At 44.4% G+C, this 16,978-nt stretch carries 11 protein-coding genes; 6 read left to right on the top strand and 5 right to left on the bottom strand.

Annotated features, from left to right (window positions below; all coding sequences use genetic code 11):
• The first annotated feature begins 30 nt into the window (after positions 1–30).
• The 5 genes from NYP55_RS06410 to malQ all read left to right on the top strand — a co-directional run bounded on the left by NYP55_RS06410 (position 31) and on the right by malQ (position 10,290).
• Positions 31–1,434 carry a carbohydrate ABC transporter permease gene (locus NYP55_RS06410; RefSeq protein WP_004131369.1) on the top strand — a complete coding sequence of 468 codons (1,404 nt, stop codon included), beginning with the start codon at positions 31–33 and terminating at the stop codon, positions 1,432–1,434.
• A complete protein-coding gene (locus NYP55_RS06405) occupies positions 1,431–2,351 on the top strand; it encodes a sugar ABC transporter permease (RefSeq protein ID WP_004131368.1) in 921 nt (306 codons plus the stop codon). Before NYP55_RS06410 ends, NYP55_RS06405 begins: the two co-directional genes overlap by 4 nt.
• Before the next feature lie 113 nt (positions 2,352–2,464).
• Positions 2,465–4,462, top strand: coding sequence for a type I pullulanase (pulA, locus tag NYP55_RS06400; protein ID WP_415697339.1), 1,998 nt, complete (start codon positions 2,465–2,467; stop codon positions 4,460–4,462).
• Positions 4,463–4,881: 419 nt separating this feature from the next.
• A complete protein-coding gene (locus NYP55_RS06395) occupies positions 4,882–7,764 on the top strand; it encodes a hypothetical protein (protein ID WP_102705117.1) in 2,883 nt (960 codons plus the stop codon).
• A 261-nt stretch (positions 7,765–8,025) separates the two neighbouring features.
• A complete protein-coding gene (malQ, locus tag NYP55_RS06390; protein WP_004133327.1) occupies positions 8,026–10,290 on the top strand; it encodes a 4-alpha-glucanotransferase in 2,265 nt (754 codons plus the stop codon).
• 216 nt (positions 10,291–10,506) lie between these two features.
• Here malQ and NYP55_RS06385 read toward each other — a convergent pair whose 3' ends face one another.
• From NYP55_RS06385 to NYP55_RS06375, 3 genes are all read right to left on the bottom strand, one after another.
• The gene (locus NYP55_RS06385; protein ID WP_004131361.1) at positions 10,507–11,121 is read right to left on the bottom strand and encodes a DUF624 domain-containing protein; all 615 of its coding nucleotides are present in this window, start codon (positions 11,119–11,121) and stop codon (positions 10,507–10,509) included.
• Positions 11,122–11,282: 161 nt separating this feature from the next.
• Positions 11,283–12,116 carry a carbohydrate ABC transporter permease gene (locus NYP55_RS06380; protein ID WP_004131359.1) on the bottom strand — a complete coding sequence of 278 codons (834 nt, stop codon included), beginning with the start codon at positions 12,114–12,116 and terminating at the stop codon, positions 11,283–11,285.
• Positions 12,113–12,967: a carbohydrate ABC transporter permease gene (locus NYP55_RS06375; RefSeq protein ID WP_004131357.1), complete on the bottom strand. Its 855-nt coding sequence runs from the start codon at positions 12,965–12,967 to the stop codon at positions 12,113–12,115. The genes NYP55_RS06380 and NYP55_RS06375 overlap by 4 nt, the downstream gene beginning before the upstream one ends.
• A 344-nt stretch (positions 12,968–13,311) precedes the next feature.
• Here NYP55_RS06375 and NYP55_RS06370 point away from each other — a divergent pair, with 344 nt between their 5' ends.
• Entirely contained in the window at positions 13,312–14,331 is a 1,020-nt protein-coding gene (locus NYP55_RS06370) for a LacI family DNA-binding transcriptional regulator (RefSeq protein WP_004133324.1), read from the top strand.
• A gap of 298 nt (positions 14,332–14,629) precedes the next feature.
• On the opposite strand, the gene NYP55_RS06365 is transcribed toward NYP55_RS06370, so the two are convergent.
• Both NYP55_RS06365 and NYP55_RS06360 read right to left on the bottom strand, forming a co-directional pair.
• A complete protein-coding gene (locus NYP55_RS06365; protein ID WP_004131351.1) occupies positions 14,630–15,973 on the bottom strand; it encodes an ABC transporter substrate-binding protein in 1,344 nt (447 codons plus the stop codon).
• Positions 15,974–16,125: 152 nt separating this feature from the next.
• Positions 16,126–16,959 carry a histidine phosphatase family protein gene (locus NYP55_RS06360; protein ID WP_472781748.1) on the bottom strand — a complete coding sequence of 278 codons (834 nt, stop codon included), beginning with the start codon at positions 16,957–16,959 and terminating at the stop codon, positions 16,126–16,128.
• Positions 16,960–16,978 lie beyond the last annotated feature (19 nt).

The raw sequence follows: 16,978 nt of genomic DNA, 5'->3' as shown, positions 1-16,978 counted from the left end.
AAGCCCCACAATTTTACGGAAAGGCATGTCATGACTGGCACGACATCCACCAAGCGAGGGAAGCGAAAGAAGGCACCTTCTGCCGATGAATTTGTGGCCCCTTCGCAATACTCACTACAGGAGGCTGCAAAGCACGCAGACGCACTGTCTTGGGTTTCGATAATTATCTTTGGTTTTGGTAACTTCGTTCGCAAACAGTACGTGAAAGGTCTCGTATTTCTTCTATGCGAGGCTGGAGTTCTTGCCTTCTTGGCCACAACTGGTGCGGAATATTTACCAAAATTCGGTACACTCGGCACTAGAAAACAAGGCAGAGTAAAGATTAACGGCTTCTGGCATTACGTTGCTGGAGATAATTCTGTTGAGATTTTGCTGTATGGCGTTATGAGCATTGCAGCAATCATTGTTTTAGTTTATTTAGCTACTTTGGCTTTGCGTAGCGCATACAAGGCTCAATCTTTTGTAAAGCGCGGAGAAAAGCCTATAACCTTTGTAAAAGATGTTGAGTCTTTGCTAGATCGCCACGCACACGTTGGTTTTATGACTCTTCCAACCGCTGGAATTGTTCTGTTTACGGTATTGCCATTAGCATTCATGATTTCAATGGCGTTTACAAATTACGACCGTGATCACACGCTCCTGTTCCACTGGGTTGGCTTAGACAACTTTGTTAAGATTCTTGGAAACACAACTGGAACCATTAATGCTGGAATCTTCTTCGATGTTTTGATTTGGACCCTTGTTTGGGCCTTCTTCGCTACATTCTTGAACTTCTTCTTTGGCATGTTTATGGCAATGATTATTAACAGGCGCACTACTCGCCTTAAGAGCTTGTGGCGCATCTGCTTCTCGCTTACAATCGCAGTTCCACAGTTTGTGTCTTTGCTTGTTATGCACAGCATGCTGCAAAGAGATGGCGCTATTAACCGTCTTCTCATCTCTTCTGGATGGATTCATTCCCCACTGCCATTCTTCCAGGACGCTACATGGGCAAGGGTTACCGTTATTCTCATCAACCTTTGGGTTGGTATTCCTTACACAATCATGCAAATCACTGGTATTTTGCAAAATGTTCCAGCAGAGCTTTACGAAGCAGCAGAACTTGATGGCGCAAGCTGGTGGCAGCGCTTTATGAACGTTACTATGCCATACATCTTCTTTGTTATGACTCCATACTTAATTACAACGTTCACTGGCAATGTTAACAACTTCAACGTTATTTACCTCTTGTCTGGCGGCGAGCCAACACCAATCGGCTCTTCGGCAGGTAAGACTGATTTGCTCATCACATGGCTGTACAAGCTTACGGTTGATAAAGATAACTACAGCATGGGCGCGGTAATCGGCATTATGACATTCATTGTGCTTGCGATTGTTGCTTTGATAACATACCGCAACTCTGGCTCCTACAAGAATGAGGAGGGATTCCGGTGAGTAATAAGAAGGATCTTATGCAAAGCGAACAAACTGTGCATAGTACACGCAGCGTTCCATTCTGGCGCGATCAGCGCGTGCGCCGCATAATCGGAGATATCATCACTCATATCTTCCTGATTATTATGTCTATTATTTGGCTCGCGCCAATCGTATGGGTGTTCTTGGAAAGCTTTAACCAAAACACCGCTCCATACCAGACAACGTTCTTCCCAACTAAGTACACGTTTAACAACTACATTCAGCTGTTTACTGAGCGAGAAGTTCTTGACTTCCCACGAATGTTCTTGAACACCTTGATTGTGTCTATTTTCGTGTGCATTATCTCTCTGTTCTTCGTGCTTGTAGTAGCGTTCTGCATGTCTCGTTTGCGCTTCCGTGGACGTAAGACATTTATGAACATTGCTTTGATTCTTGGCATGTTCCCAGGCATCATGGCAGTTATCGCTATCTACTTCATTTTGAAGGCTTTTGGATTAACGAATGGCTCTGTTGTTCTTATCTCCTTGATTATCGTATACTCTGCCGGTAGCGGCATGGGCTTCTACGTTATGAAGGGCTACATGGATACGATTCCAAAGTCTTTGGACGAGGCCGCCTACTTGGATGGCTGCACAACTTGGCAAGTATTCTATAAGATTATTCTTCCAATATGCAAGCCTATGATTGTGTTCCAAGCTATTGTTAGCTTCTTGGGTCCATGGCTTGACTTCGTTTTGGTTAAGACGATTGCTCGTACTCAAGATAATTACACTGTGGCTTTGGGCTTGTACCAAATGTTGCAGAGAGAATACATTAATCACTGGTTCGCACGATTCTCCGCTGGAGCTGTGTGCGTTTCCATTCCAATCGCAATCCTGTTCATTGTTATGCAACGATTCTACGAAGAGTCGATGTCTGGCTCTGTTAAGGGATAGTAAGCTCTGCATTAATTGTAGAGTTTGGTGAAATATGGGGGTCGAGCGTTAAAAGCGTTTCGGCCTTCGTATTTTATGCTAAATAATTTAATAAAATACAAAAGGATATATTCATGACGTTCCCACCTTCAACACAATGGCCAGTTTATTCGGGGCAGCTCGGATTCTCGCTTAACGAAAGATCGACCACATTTACGCTTTGGGCGCCAACAGCATCGTGCGTAACACTGAGACTTTTTGAAACAGGAAACAACAGCGAACCTTTCAAAACACGCGATTTGAAGCCATTGCGCGACGGAGCATGGAGAACGTCAATATTGCAAAGGCTAGATGGCGTTTACTACGACTTTCTTGTTACTTTTGCAGATGGAAAAGTGAATCGCACAAGCGACCCATGGGGCATTGCTAGCGGCGTAAATGGCGAGCGCAGCCTTGTTATTGACGAGGATCGCGTGGCTCCTGCTGGGTGGCACAAAGACAAATCGCCAGAATTTGTGCGCCATGCAACTGTTGTGTGGGAGATGCACGTTGAAGACTTTAGCAGCAATGCAAATGGCGGATTTAAGCCAGAACACCGCGGTCAGTATCTTGCTTTTACAGATTCGCATACAACTTTAGATTCAGATAGCAACTTCCCTACTGGAATCGACTATCTTAAAAAACTTGGCGTAACTCACGTTCAACTAATGCCAATCTACGATTTTGCGACTGTGGATGAGGTTGCGATTTCGTCTGCACGCAAAGATGGAAAAAGTGTTGATTCGCTTTACAATTGGGGCTACGATCCTCACGCGTACAACGTGCCAGAAGGCGCGTATTCCAGCAACCCATATGACGGAACGGCAAGAATCCGCGAGTGCAAGGCAATGATTGGCGCTTTGCACAAGAATGGCATGCGCGTAGTGATGGATGTTGTTTATAACCACATGTTTGAAGCAGCATCGAACGCGTTTGAAAGCGTTGCTCCTGGCTACTTCTGCAGACGTAAAGAAGATGGCGGATTTGCAAACGGATCGGGCTGCGGCAACGAAATGTCTTCCAACCACCCAATGTTTAGGCGTTTTATGATTGAGTCTATTTTGCATTGGGCGCGCTGCTACCATGTGGATGGTTTTAGGTTTGACCTTATGGGCTTAACGGATGCGCAAACTTTGAATATGATTCGTGCCGAACTAGATAAGCTTGATGGCGGCAAAGATATTCTTATGTATGGCGAGCCGTGGGGTGCGGATGCTGCAGCTGTTGGCGATGACTGCCCTATGGGAGATAAAGCTGGGCGCGACTTCCTTGATTCTAGAATCGGCTGGTTTAGTGATGAGTCTCGTGACACGATTAAGGGCAATGTTATGGATCATCGAGACCGCGGCTATGTAAATAGCAACGAGTTCTGGACGGCAGATCCTGTGCGCAATGCGTTTAATGGCTGGCGTGGTATGCCTTGTGCTGGTAAGAGTGTTGGCCAGATTGTGCAGTATGTTTCTGCTCACGACGATTTGACTTTGTGGGATAAGCTGTGCATTTCTATGCGCGACAATGCGTCTAACTGCGATTTTGACGCAAGCGATCCAAACAGCGTTGCAGACATCTTCAGCGCTAACATTCTTAGCGCTGGCATAATTTTGTGCTCCGCTGGAATGCCATTTATGCTTGGCGGCGAAGAGTTTGGCCGCACTAAGCATGGTTGCGATAACTCCTATAATCGCGGAGTTGCTATGAACCAGCTTGATTGGTCTAGAGCTAAGCGATTCCAACCACTTGTAGAGTGGTATAGCGCGCTTATAAAACTTCGCGCTAAGAATGCGGAGTTTTACGATGCTCAGCACACTCGTCTTAATGCATCCGATAATTCTGTTCTTGCGGAACAAATTGAAAGCGACTTGATTGTGTGCGCTAATCCTATGAAAGATGCGTCTGCAACGGTTGATTTGCCTGAGCTTTGCGCAAGCCGCAAAAAATGGCGCTGTGTGCTGGACTCCAGCGAGTACTTTGATAGATGGATTGGCAGCGCTTCCGGCAGCCGCGCATCAATGCTTTGCGACGATAATGGCGATCCGCGCGCAGTTCATATTCCACCACGTACATTCGTTGTGTTAAGCAACAAGCGCGCTTGATTGCTCGAGTTTTTTTAGCGCTCGAATCGCATTTTATCCCGATTTTGTTCCCTTATTCTTGTGATTTGGAAACAAAGTCGGGATTATTTTTGGGTTTATAGTTAAATACTAATATTTTCAAATACTTAGCCGAATATTTGGTCGAATACTAATATTTCAAGGCAAAACCTTGTAATTTCCTTAATTGTTCCTTATAACTTGCCAAAATGTGCGAATTATTCCTGCTGTTCTGCTAGAATCATTTTTAGACTTTATACCCCCCTTGCGTATATTCGCGATGGTGGAGAGGAGAAAGTTCAGCAACAAGACAGAGACGCTATTAAAGCACACATTGCATGGCAGCGCTTTGATCTTACAACTTGATAATTAAACAAATATCCCCACCCCCAAACCTAAATGATTTGAAGAATGAGGTAAATATGAACGCTAAGATTGCAGCCGCTATCTCTTTAGGCGCTAGCTCTTTGGCTCTTATTGGAAGTATAAGCATTGCAAACGCAGCAAACGCCGCAGACACGACTACAACCGATACGTCCAATCATCCAGCAGCACGTGTTGAAAGCATATCCGACACTGGTTTTAATGCTGTTAGCAATGTTATGTCTTACGGTCCAGAAGATTTTAAACCACAAACCGTTAACTCGCCTGTTGCTGGTAATGAATCTGGAAAGACTCAGGCAGATCAAACTCAAAACGCTGCTGCTGGCCAACCACAGCAAGGTCAGACTCAAGGCAATCCTGGTGCTAGCACTGGCAACGACTCGCTAACTGAGGCTCAGAAGGCAGCTAAGTCACAAGCAGACGAACAGATCAAAGAACTTGCAAATAAAGCATCTGAAGCAAACAAAGCTTCTGGTGAAACAAATAATGAGACTAACGCAGTAGCGCAAGAAATAGAAAACGCTAAAACTCAGGCAGAAGCTGCAAATAACAAAGTTAATGAAACCATAGAAAATAAGAAAAATGCTGAAAAAGGCATTAAAAAAGCTGAAAAAGATATAGAAGAAGCAAAACAGAAGAAGTCTATTGCTGAAAAAGAAATTGAATCTAAGACTAAAGCCGTAGAAGATGCCAAAAGAGTTAAGGCAGAGGCTGATGCTGCTAAACAAAATGCCGAACAAGTAAATAAGATAAATTCAGAGAAAAAAGACAAACAAGATGAAGTCGTTAAAGATGAGCAAGCAGATTTCGATGAGACTTCAAAAGCTCTAGAACAAGAGCAGTCTAAAAAGGCTGAACTTGAATCTGCCTTAAAGGAAGCACAGAAAAAGTCTGAATCCACTAATGCAGAAGCTGAAAAGCTTGAAAAGGAAGCAAAACAAAAGGAAGCAGCTGGAAATGAAGCTGACTCTAAAATTAACAAGCTCAATCCACAACTTGAACAATTACAAAAAGAATTAGCTACAGCAGAAAAAGATAACAAAGATAATTCTGAAAAAATTGATACTTTGAAGAAGAATCTTGAAGAGAAAAATAGCAAAGCTGAGGAAGCAAAGAAGACTGCTGCCCAAAAACAGCTCGCATATGAACAACAAACAAAAAAAGTTGAAGAATTAGATAATAGATTAAAAGAATATGACGAAGAAACAAAACGTGGCAAAAACGACAATATAGATAAAATAGCTAAAGTAACGGAACAGAAACAGCAAGCACAAGATGAAGCAGATACTCTAAAGAAGACTGCAGAACAAGAACAGCAACGCGCAGAACAACTTACAGAAGAAGCCAAAAAGATTCAGAAAGAACTTGCTGAAGCTGACAAGTCTGCAAAGATTAGCGAATTATCTTCTGCAATTAGAGAATTAACTTCAGAGATAAACTCTTTAACAAAAGCTTCTGATGACGCAAAAACAGCTGGCAAAAATGCTAATGCAAAGAAGGCTGAAGCTGAAAAATTAGCTAAAGAAGTTTTAGATAAAGAATCCGAAATAGCTGAGTATAAGAAGACTATAGAAGAGTTAGAAGGTTCTAAGCAAGAAGCAGAAGAATCATTAAACACTGCTAAGTCTAAGCTAGAAGAGCTTACTAATGCTGCTCAAGAATCTGCTCGCAAATTACAGGAAGAAATAGGCAAAGCACAAGAAGCAGAGAAAAATGTTTTAGACGAAACTGCTAATCTTGAAAACGCTAAAATAAACAAAGACAATGCTGAAGAAAATATTAAAACAGCACAAGCAGATTCTGAGCGACTATCAAATCAGCTAAAAGAATTTGAAACTAAGTTCGAAGAAGCAAAAAAGGCTGTTGAAGAAGCTAGAGACAGGCTAAATAAAGCCAAGGCACAGGCACAAGAAGTTATATCTAAAGTAAATAAAACAAGCGAAAAAATAGCTAACATAAAGAAACAAGCCGAAGAAATTAAGGAAAAGATTAAAGAGACAATCAAAGATCTTCCACCTAGTGTCCAAACAGAATACACTGCAAAATTTGCTTCATCAACTGGTGTATTTGGTCTAGTTGAGCAAAGCTTAGGCGGTCGAATTCAAACAATGAACTCTAGCATATCAAAGATTGACTCATCTAATCAGTTGCTATCTAAGGCTGAGGAAGCTTTGAATCCACAGACTCAGAAGCCAGCTCCGCTTACACCGCCAGAGCCTCCAGCGGATACAAATCCACAGAATCAGAAGCCAAAAAACAACGCGAAGGATAGCGATAGCTCTGCTCAAGGAAACTTTGCAGGAAGCCACGCGCAGCAAAACGGCGGCAATTTGAATGTTGTTCCAGGCGCAGGCTCTATGGAAGCGGCTCCTTCTGCTCCAGAACCAAAAGAGCCAGCTCCATCTGTTCCAGAGGCAAAGGAATCGGCGCCTGCTCCTGTTGAGCCACAATCCGCACCTAAGCACAGTGCTGCTCCAGCAAATCAAACGGAGCCTGCGAATACCGCTAAAGCTGCAGAAGAACTCGTAGAAAATGCTACTGCTAAGTCGCAAGCAACCGCAGAAACTCCTGCACGCACGCCTCGTGCTGCTGTTGCTCCTGCTCCTGCCGCCTCTGCTGCTACTGCAGCAAGCTCTGCAAGCGCAGCAAAGAGCGAAGAGTACAAGAACGCATCCGAAGATTCCGCAAAAGCCGAAAGCCAGAAGGAATCCGATGAGTCCAAGAGCGAGGAGTCTAAAAACGAAGACTCTAAGAGCGAAGACAATAACAGCGATAAGAGCACTCAGGCAGCTGCCGCAAACAACGGTGAGCACGCAGCAGGCAATAACACAACGCTAATCGCAGCTGTTGTGGGCAGCATCACTGCTGGAATCGCAGCAATCGGCGCTGGTTGGCACTTTATGCGAATCCGTCGCAAGTAAGTAGCAAGTAAGTAGCAAATATGCGCGAATAATCGCAAATAACAAAAACCGCAGTTGGCATTTAGCTTTCTGCGGTTTTTGCATACTCAAGTCACATAAGTCACCACAAAAATCGCCAATATTGCAAACGATATCAATACTTAATATAATGGTTAGCTAGAGCGTGCCTCAATCCAGCGATGTGTTGAGAATCGCACCCTTTAGCATCGTTTGCAATCAATTCGATGCTCGTACATGTGCCACGATTAACAAAGGAGCATCATGAGCACAACAGACAATGGCACAACTAATGGCAAAACAAAGGCTGCCACGACTGTGCCCGTAGAAGAAAGCGCAGAAAGGCTTGCTCGCCCACTAATTAAACTTGCAAAAGCATGCGGAGTTGCAACTTTCTACATAGACCAATTAGGTGACTATACGGAAATTACGGACGAAGCACTTGTGGGCGTGCTAGATGCGTTGGGCTACCCTGCAACCACAAGCGAAAGCATTGAGAACTCGCTAAAGCACGTTCAAGAAAAGCGCGATAGCGAACTGCTGCCACCAACCGTGGTATGCTTTACTGGCACAAAAACGATTGTTCCTATTCACTCTGAAGAAGCTACAAGTAGCCCAGAAAAAATCCATATAACGCTTACGCTAGAAGATGGTTCGCAATACGAGGAGCCTCTTAACAACTTTGAAACAAGCAAAGAAGACGGATTAACTCTTGAACTTCCGCAAGACTTGCCAATGGGCTACCACACTCTTCTTGCAAAAGTCGAAGGTAAAAATGGCAAAACTGTTGCACACGCGCAATCAACTCTAATTTGCGCGCCAGCAAAAATCCCACTTCCGCAAAGCGTTAAGGAACGCCATCGTTGGGGATACATGACTCAGCTTTATTCCGTTCGCTCAAAGGAATCTTGGGGCGTTGGCGATTATGGCGACTTGCGCAGACTGCTTAAAGACGCTGGCAGCATTGGCAAAGCCGACTTTATGCTTATAAACCCAATTCACGCGTGCGCACCAGTGGCACCTTTGGAGCCTTCTCCTTACTTGCCAGAATCGCGCAGGTTCTTAAATGTTACATACATTCGTCCGCAAGATATTCCAGAGTACGCGCAGCTTAGCGATAGCCAGCGCAAAGAGGTGGAGATTTTGCACGAGGGCGTGGAAGCGCTTAACAACAATCCAAATCCAATGGATATTAACGCCGCGTGGAACGCGAAACTTCCAGCCTTAAAGATTATTTTTAAGCAGCCTAGAAGCGCCGAGCGCGAGCAGGATTTCGCAGACTTTAAGGCGCGCTCTGGAGAAGACTTAGACGCTTTTGCTACTTGGTGTGTAGCTTTTGAAGTTTGGGGTGCTCCTTGGGGAGATAATCTTTGGTTTGATACAACTGGCAAAGGCACGCCTCAAATCGACATGCTTAGACGCGAGCACGCTGATTTGCTTGAGTTCCACCGCTGGCTGCAATGGATTGCAGATGAGCAAGTTGCCGCCGCTCACGCAGAAGCTAAAGCCGCTGGAATGGCGATTGGACTTATGCAAGACATGGCTGTTGGCGTACACGGATACGGCGCAGACGTGTGGTGGAGCCCAGAGCGCTTTGCTAATGGCGTTAGCGTTGGCGCGCCTCCAGACTTCTACAACCAGCAGGGTCAGGATTGGGGTCAGCCGCCATTTGACCCTAATTACTTAGACGAAACTGGCTACATTGCATACCGAGACATGGTTCACAACGTGTTCTTGCATGCTGGCGCAGTTCGCATTGACCATGTGCTTGGTCTTTTCCGCTTGTGGTGGATTCCGCGCGGCCAAGGCGCAAAGAACGGTGCTTACGTTTACTACAATGTGGACGCAATGCTTGCAGTTCTTAGTATTGAGGCCACTCGCGCAGGCGGATTGGTGATCGGCGAAGACCTTGGCACTGTTCCAGCGTACGTTTCTAAGGTGCTTGCTTCGCATGGCATTCTTGGAACTGTTGTTGAATGGTTTACGCACAATGACGAAGCCGAAAAAGCCGCTAAAAAGGCTGGAAAGAAGGAAATCATATTTGCAGATCCTTCTACATACCGCGAATACGCTTTGGCATCTGTTACTACTCACGACATGCCTCCTACAGCAGGCTATCTTGCGTTTGAGCACGTTAAGATTCGCGAAGAGCTGCACTTGCTTACCGATTCCGTAGAAAGCTTCCAAAAGGCTGCTAGCGCAGAGCGAGACGCCATGATGAAGATGCTTTTGGATGGTGGATGGATTAGCAAGGACGCTGCCGAGCATGTAGAAGACCATGTGCAAGAGATTGTAGAGGCCATGCACGCGATTATGCGCACTTCCCCATCTTTGCTTTTGCAAGTGGCGCTTGTTGACGCAGTTGGCGAAAAGCGTTCGCAAAATCAGCCTGGAACCAGTACTGAGTATCCAAATTGGCGTATTCCTCTTGCAGATAAAGATGGAAACGTTGTTCATACAGACGACGTTTTTAAGTCTCAGCGCGTACTCAATATGGCCGCCATTATGCGAGGCGAAAAAATTAGCTAACAAGCACAAATAACTGTAAAATTACCACCAAAAAATGTAAAAAGAAAGGTTAAAAATACTTGCAAACACTTGAATCAAGAGTATAATAAATATTGATTGTTACTCATGTAGTAACTTCTTTCTCTCTCGCATAGCGCGTAGGTCGCCTGTAGACACGGCTTACGCGCTATGTTTTTGATGTCCTAAGTGAGGCGAGCATCTATGGCGATGTTCGCCTCACTGCGTATTAGCCGCAACGTACTTAGCAAACACGCGCTCCAAAAGCGGCGTGTGGAGCATAATTAAAGACCCCCACCCAAGCAAAAGCAACAGCGGTAATCCTTGCAAAAAATACCTTAGCGAAAGGTACAAAAGCGCAAAGAATACGCAATCAAGCAAAAACATTATAAGCGTTGTGCTAGCGTAGCTAACGCCAAAAATCAGCGAATTAATAAGAGTTCTGCCAATCGAGTTTTCAAAGCGCGCTTGCAATGCAAACACCCACTGCGCAACAAGAATCCACAAAATGCTAATCGCAAACTTTATTATTAAAAGCGGAGTAAGTTGCAAAAAAATCCAAGACCATATAATTACAACTAAAAGTGGCCCTAAAATAGCCCAAATAATAGTTGCCTTAACAAAATTATTCTTAAACGACTTAAAGTAGATTGCTGTTGTGTGCGCCTCGCCACGCTCAATACGTCTAGCTGTCTCGTGAGCGGCCGTAATAGACGCTCCAACCGTTACAAGCGGAATGCTGGTAATAATCATTAGAACAGTAAGCCAGACCGCATCTGCAAACGATTCCATTCCTTGAGCGAACTTAGAATCAGGGCTTCCAAAAGAGATCATTACAACTACTCCCGCCTAATTAAGCAAACTTAAACAAATCTAAAATAACAATACACTATAAGATACGCTTAAACACAAAGATACGCTTAAACACAAATGATGGTGGCTGCAAACACTTGCAACCACCATCATGCGTGCCGAGATTCGAAGGAGAAAAAACCTCAGCCCTTTACCGCACCTGCCATAACACCTTTAATTATGTACTTCTGGCAGATTAGGTAGAAGACTATTATTGGAACAATTGCCATAACCAGGCAGCCCATCATTGCACCCATTTCAACAGAGCCATAGCCGCCCTTCAAATATTGAACTGCAATAGAAACCGTCTTGTACTTGTTCAAATCCAAAGTGAGGTATGGAAGAAGGAAGTCGTTCCAAATCCACATTGTTTGCAAGATAGAAACGGATATAATTGCAGGCCTCATAATCGGCACAATAATCTGGAAGAATATGCGTGGCACAGAAGCGCCATCAATCATTGCAGACTCTTCCAACTCTTGAGGAATGCCCTTTACAACGCCTGTGAAAATAAACACAGCCAAACCTGCGCCGAATCCAAGGTAGATTATCCACAAGCCCCAAGGAGTGTTCAATCCAAGCTTTGTAGTGATGTTGGAAAGCGTGAACATAACCATCTGGAATGGCACAATCATGTTGAACAAGAACAACACGTAAAGAAGCTTTGCAGCCCAATTGTTTACGCGCACAATCCACCAAGCACACATAGAAGTGCAAAGCAGAATCAAAGCCACAGCGCCAATCGTTACAACAATTGTCCACCAGAAGCTCATCAACAAATTCGTGCGGTTAATGCCAAGAACGTAGTTATCAAAACCAATAAACGACTTTGGAGTAAGCGAAAATGGCTCGCTAGCAATATACACCTTTGACTTAAAGGAGTTCATAAACACTAACGCGATTGGGAAAATCCACAGCAAACTCACTACAGCAAAAAGCGTGGTCCAAAGCGCAGGATGCTTAGTCTTCTCGTTCATGCTGCCACCTCCTTAGAAGTTGTCAACCTGTTCTGAATCAAGGCAATAACGGCAACAATAATGAAGAATATAACTGCCTTTGCCTGACCGACGCCTTCACCATTGAGTCTTCCATAGAATGTGTTGAAGATGTTTAATGCAAGCATCTCCGACTTTCTAGAAGGAGCACCATTAGTCAACGCCAAGTTCTGATCGAATAGCTTGAATCCGTTTGTAACCGTTAAGAACGTGCAAACCGTAATAGACGGCATCATAAGCGGGATTGTAATCTTAAACAGCGTCTGCGTTGGGCTTGCACCATCAACGGCAGCTGCCTCAATAACGTCTCCTGGAAGCGCTTGTAAGCCAGCAATGTAAATAATCATCATGTAGCCGATTTGCTGCCAGCATATCAAAAGAACCATGCCCCAGAATCCGTACGTTGCAGAATACGTAATAGCACGGCCAAAGTAGCCCAAGATGCCATTAAGCACTACCTGCCAAACGTAGCCCAGAACAATGCCACCAATCAAATTCGGCATAAAGAATACCGTACGGAATAGGTTGGAGCCTTTAAACTTTTTTGTAAGCATGTAAGCGATTGCGAATGCAATAACATTAATAACAATTGTTGTTACAACCGTAAAAGCTGTTGTAAATACTAGCGAATGAAGGAAGTGTGGGTCGCGCAAAGCCTTGCGATAATTGCGGATTCCAACAAACTTTCCGTCAGTAACAGTATGGAACTTAGTAAAGCTAAGATACACGCCCATTACAAATGGCACTAAGAAGCCAATTACAAATGCAGCAAACGTTGGCAGAGCGAATAACGCCCACCATTTGCGTATTGCTTTTCCACTCATATTAATCATGATTCGTCACTTTCTCCTCCTTGAGTACGCGCCTGTGCGAGCGGCCGCGCTCGAACCAATACTTTTATCTTACTACATGCAACCACAATGTCAAACGTTGTCATTTTTTGCATGTCGCCACTTAAGAAGGCAAAAATCAAATGTGAAAAAAATCCCTATTTTTGGCGATTTTACGGCAAAACCTGCTATTATTGTTCGTATTGCAAACGTTTGTGTAATGAGCGCAAATAAGCACGTGAAAATTCTCATATGCAACACTGCTCATATACTAGCGTTGCATATGTTTTAACAATATTAATGAAGATATTGAGTAAACATTTTGCTGTGCGAATAAAGGAGTTCAAATGCCAGCTAATATTCAAGACGTTGCCAACCAGGCGCATGTATCTGTATCCACTGTTTCTAGATCTTTTACGCGCCCAGACTTGGTTTCCGCAGCAACGCGCAACAAAGTATTAGCTATTGCCGAAAAACTAAACTTTTCAATATCTAGATCCGCAGCGGCACTAAAATCTGGCAAAACACTAAGAGTTGCACTTCTTCTTAGCGACAGCATTCGGCTATGGTTTAGCGCGTCGATTATACAAGGCCTAAATCAAGTTCTTCACCCAGCAGGCTACGACCTTTCAATCTTCCAAATATCCAGCAGCCAAGAGCGCGCAGAGTTCTTTAGCATGCTGCCAACTCGCAGAAACGCAGACGCTGTAATCGTTTGCTCCTTCGACGTAAACAAGTCGGAAGTAGCTTCTCTAAAGGCCACTGGCGTGCCAGTCTTAGGTATAAACTGCTTAAATCCTATGGATTGCGATTTTGACGCAACGATTAACATAGACGACGATCAAGGCGCGCGACTTATGGCACGTCATCTTATTGGACTAGGGCACAAAAACATTGCCTACATTCGCACAAACCGCGATATCTCACTGCATTTTAGCGTTTTGCAGCGCTACCACTCTTTTATTGACGAATGCAAAATCAACGGCATTACGCCTACAGAAATCGTTGCACCCGAAGGATTAGATAGAATAAGCTCAATCGTCTCTTCCCTTTTAAGTAACGTAAATGTTCCTACGGCGATTGCATGCCAAGAAGACGGAATAGCAATTCCGCTTATGTTCCAGCTTTCTAGAAGCGGATACAGCACACCTGGAGACGTTTCAATTATTGGTTTTGACGATAGTTTTTACGCTAGAGAAACAGGGCTTACGACTATTCGTCAAGACCCTGCAGAAATGGCAGTAGACGCAGCAAAAATAACTTTGTCTTTGATTAATGGCGATTATTTAAGCGAAGAATGCAAATATATTACCATTCCAGCACAGCTTATAGTTAGGTCAAGCACAAGTCAGCTTGAAAACAATTAAGACCATTCTTAGACTTAAGACTATTAGACTAAGGTCATTCTTCCAATAAAGCTATATCTAACTCGATCCATACCTAACTCAAGCTATATCTCACTCAAGCCACACCTAACTCAGGACGCATCTCACTAAAGCCACAACTTACTAAAGATAATTCTTAAAATAAAAAGAGCCTCAAACCATTAGGCTTGAAGCTCTTTTACTTGTCACTAATGCACTGTGCTAATGCAATTACAAAAATGACATATTAAATTATGAATTTAATAATCCAGTTTTAACCCAATTCTTAGGATTAATCGGATTAATCCTGATCTTCGTGAGCTTGAGCAACTTCCTTAGCCCAATTGTCAACGAAGGCGCTCTTAACCTTATCCCACTTGCCAGTGCCCTGAGCATACTCAAGCAAAGCGGAGCCAAGATCGTTCTTCCAGTTGTCAGATGGCATCATAGTGAAGTTCCAGCTTACAGGAGTCTTGCCAGACTGAGCGTCTTCAACAGCAGCAGCAGTCAAAGGATTCTCAGACTTCATATCTGCAAAGCTCTTGAACGGAGTGGTGAAGCCCATCTTCTTAGACATAGCTTCCTTGCCGTAATCAGAGGTAAGAACCCACTTCAAGAAGTCCTTGGTTGCCTTCTTGTTGGCATCCGAAGTCTTCTCGTTAATGCACCAATAGTTCTCGGAGCCAGTAGCCAAGCCTTGCTTCTCTTCGCCCTTAGCACCAATGTAGATTGGGAGCATGCCAAGGTCTTCGGCCTTCATGCCAGCCTTCTGCAAGTCGGTCCAAGCCCAAGTACCATTCTGATAGAACACAGCCTTACCAAGAGAGAACTCGGAGTTTGCATCCTCGCCAGTCTTAGAGCTGAGCTGAGTTGCAGGAGTTGTGGAATCAGTAATGTAAAGATCAAAGATCTTCTTGTAGCCATCAAGGAACGTGCCCTTAATCTTTGCTGGCTGCTTGGTAACCTTGTCTGCCTTGAACTCGTAGTACAGAGGAATGTTTGCAAGGTGAGTCTTAAAGCGCCAATCAGAGCTGGAATCGAAGCCAGCAGAAGTGAATGCACCATCAACACCAAGCTCACCCTTACGAGCCTGAATATCGTCTGCAACAGCCTTGAGCTTATCGAAGGAGTTAATCTCTTCAGCAGACTTTACCTTAGCATCCTTAAGCTCCGTGTACTTCTTTAACAAAGCCTTGTTGTAAATCAAGCCGTAAGTTTCCATTGCGTATGGAACGCCAACAACCTTGTCTCCATCCTTAAGAGCAATATCCTTGTTTTGAAGCTGCTTGTAAAGCTCGGTATCCTTAAGATCTGCAGTGTAATCCTTCCAGCTTGCGTAGCCAACAGGGCCATTCACCTGGAACAGTGTAGGCGCTTCGTTGCCCTTGCTGATTTCGCTCTTAAGGGACTGCTCGTAAGTGCCAGAAGCAGCGTTCTGAACCTTTACAGGAATACCAGTCTTCTTGGTGTATTCCTTAGCAACTTCCTTCCACTGATCAGCAGATTCTGGCTTAAAGTTAAGGAAGTAAACCTTGCCCTTATCGGAAGAATCCGAAGAGCTAGAACCGCATGCAGCGAGCGCACCGAATGCCATTGCGGAGCAAGCTACAAGCGCAATTGTTGACTTAATTGTACGATTCATCATCGAACCTTTCTCCTATGCCGTCGGCCTACCTTTTGGCCGCCGCACCCCTAGGTGCCCTTTCGACATTTTTTATTATGCCTCAAATGCAAAAATATTGCAAACGATAGCAGCGTTGATATGGTGGCGTGTCGTATATCTAAAGCAAGCAAAAATCAGCAATTCCAGCGAACGATTACACGATCGCCCTTATAAGTTCCAAGAGCGCTGTAATGCGCGGTGTCTAGTCTAAGTAAGCGCGCCTGCTGTGCATCTACACCAAGCCATCTGGTTGCTAAAATCCTAAGAATGTGCGCGTGAGCTACAATAATCACATCCTTGCCGCTTTTAAGTTTTGGAAAAACAGAGTCGATTATTTTTTGAGTACGATTAGAAACTTCTTGTAAAGATTCGCCATTAGAACGCACGACTTTTACTGTTTCGCCACTTGGAAGAATCTCTTGGCAAGAATCCGACATAAAATCTGGAAGAGCTTTAGGGCCATCCTTCCAAACATCCCATGACTCAACGCCGCTTAGAGCGGACACATCTTTTCGAGTGCGCCCCTCTGCACAGCCGTAATCCCACTCGGCAGCATATTCTAGCGGCGTGCAATGCGAAAATCCTGCTAGTTGAGCTGTAAGACGCGCACGAATAAGCGGGCTTACAAACTGGCAATCCTCGCTAAAACCGTTTGGAAAAGCTTGACGAATCCTGGCGCCTGCGCTTATAGCTTGATTGCGGCCAACTTGTGTTAGTGGAATATCGGTTCTACCTGTATGCTGGCCAGATTCACTCCAAGCAGTTTGGCCGTGGCGCAAAAGCACTAGTCGCCCTTCGGGCGCTCCCGAACATGTTGCTGGAACATCTTGAATCGCGTACGAATCCGTTGTATCTGTTGCATCCGTTGTGCACAAATCGCCATTAACTTTAATGTCAATATTGTTCAAACCGTTCAGCATATCCAACGCCGCCTTAGCACCACCATTCTTAGCTTGCGCTTGGTGCATTAACGCAAGCATTTATCAA

This window comes from Gardnerella sp. c10Ua_31 (assembly GCF_055700915.1).
Note: the sequence above shows the minus strand (reverse complement) of the source record. Positions and strands in the feature narration are given on the sequence as shown.

Excerpts from the sequence above, each read along its gene's own strand:
- NYP55_RS06410 (WP_004131369.1), top strand. The coding sequence starts at position 31 with ATGACTGGCACGACATCCACCAAGCGAGGGAAGCGAAAGAAGGCACCT.
- pulA (WP_415697339.1), top strand. The coding sequence starts at position 2,465 with ATGACGTTCCCACCTTCAACACAATGGCCAGTTTATTCGGGGCAGCTC.
- NYP55_RS06395 (WP_102705117.1), top strand. The coding sequence starts at position 4,882 with ATGAACGCTAAGATTGCAGCCGCTATCTCTTTAGGCGCTAGCTCTTTG.
- malQ (WP_004133327.1), top strand. The coding sequence starts at position 8,026 with ATGAGCACAACAGACAATGGCACAACTAATGGCAAAACAAAGGCTGCC.
- NYP55_RS06385 (WP_004131361.1), bottom strand. The coding sequence starts at position 11,121 with ATGATCTCTTTTGGAAGCCCTGATTCTAAGTTCGCTCAAGGAATGGAA.
- NYP55_RS06380 (WP_004131359.1), bottom strand. The coding sequence starts at position 12,116 with ATGAACGAGAAGACTAAGCATCCTGCGCTTTGGACCACGCTTTTTGCT.
- NYP55_RS06375 (WP_004131357.1), bottom strand. The coding sequence starts at position 12,967 with ATGATTAATATGAGTGGAAAAGCAATACGCAAATGGTGGGCGTTATTC.
- NYP55_RS06370 (WP_004133324.1), top strand. The coding sequence starts at position 13,312 with ATGCCAGCTAATATTCAAGACGTTGCCAACCAGGCGCATGTATCTGTA.
- NYP55_RS06365 (WP_004131351.1), bottom strand. The coding sequence starts at position 15,973 with ATGATGAATCGTACAATTAAGTCAACAATTGCGCTTGTAGCTTGCTCC.
- NYP55_RS06360 (WP_472781748.1), bottom strand. The coding sequence starts at position 16,959 with ATGCACCAAGCGCAAGCTAAGAATGGTGGTGCTAAGGCGGCGTTGGAT.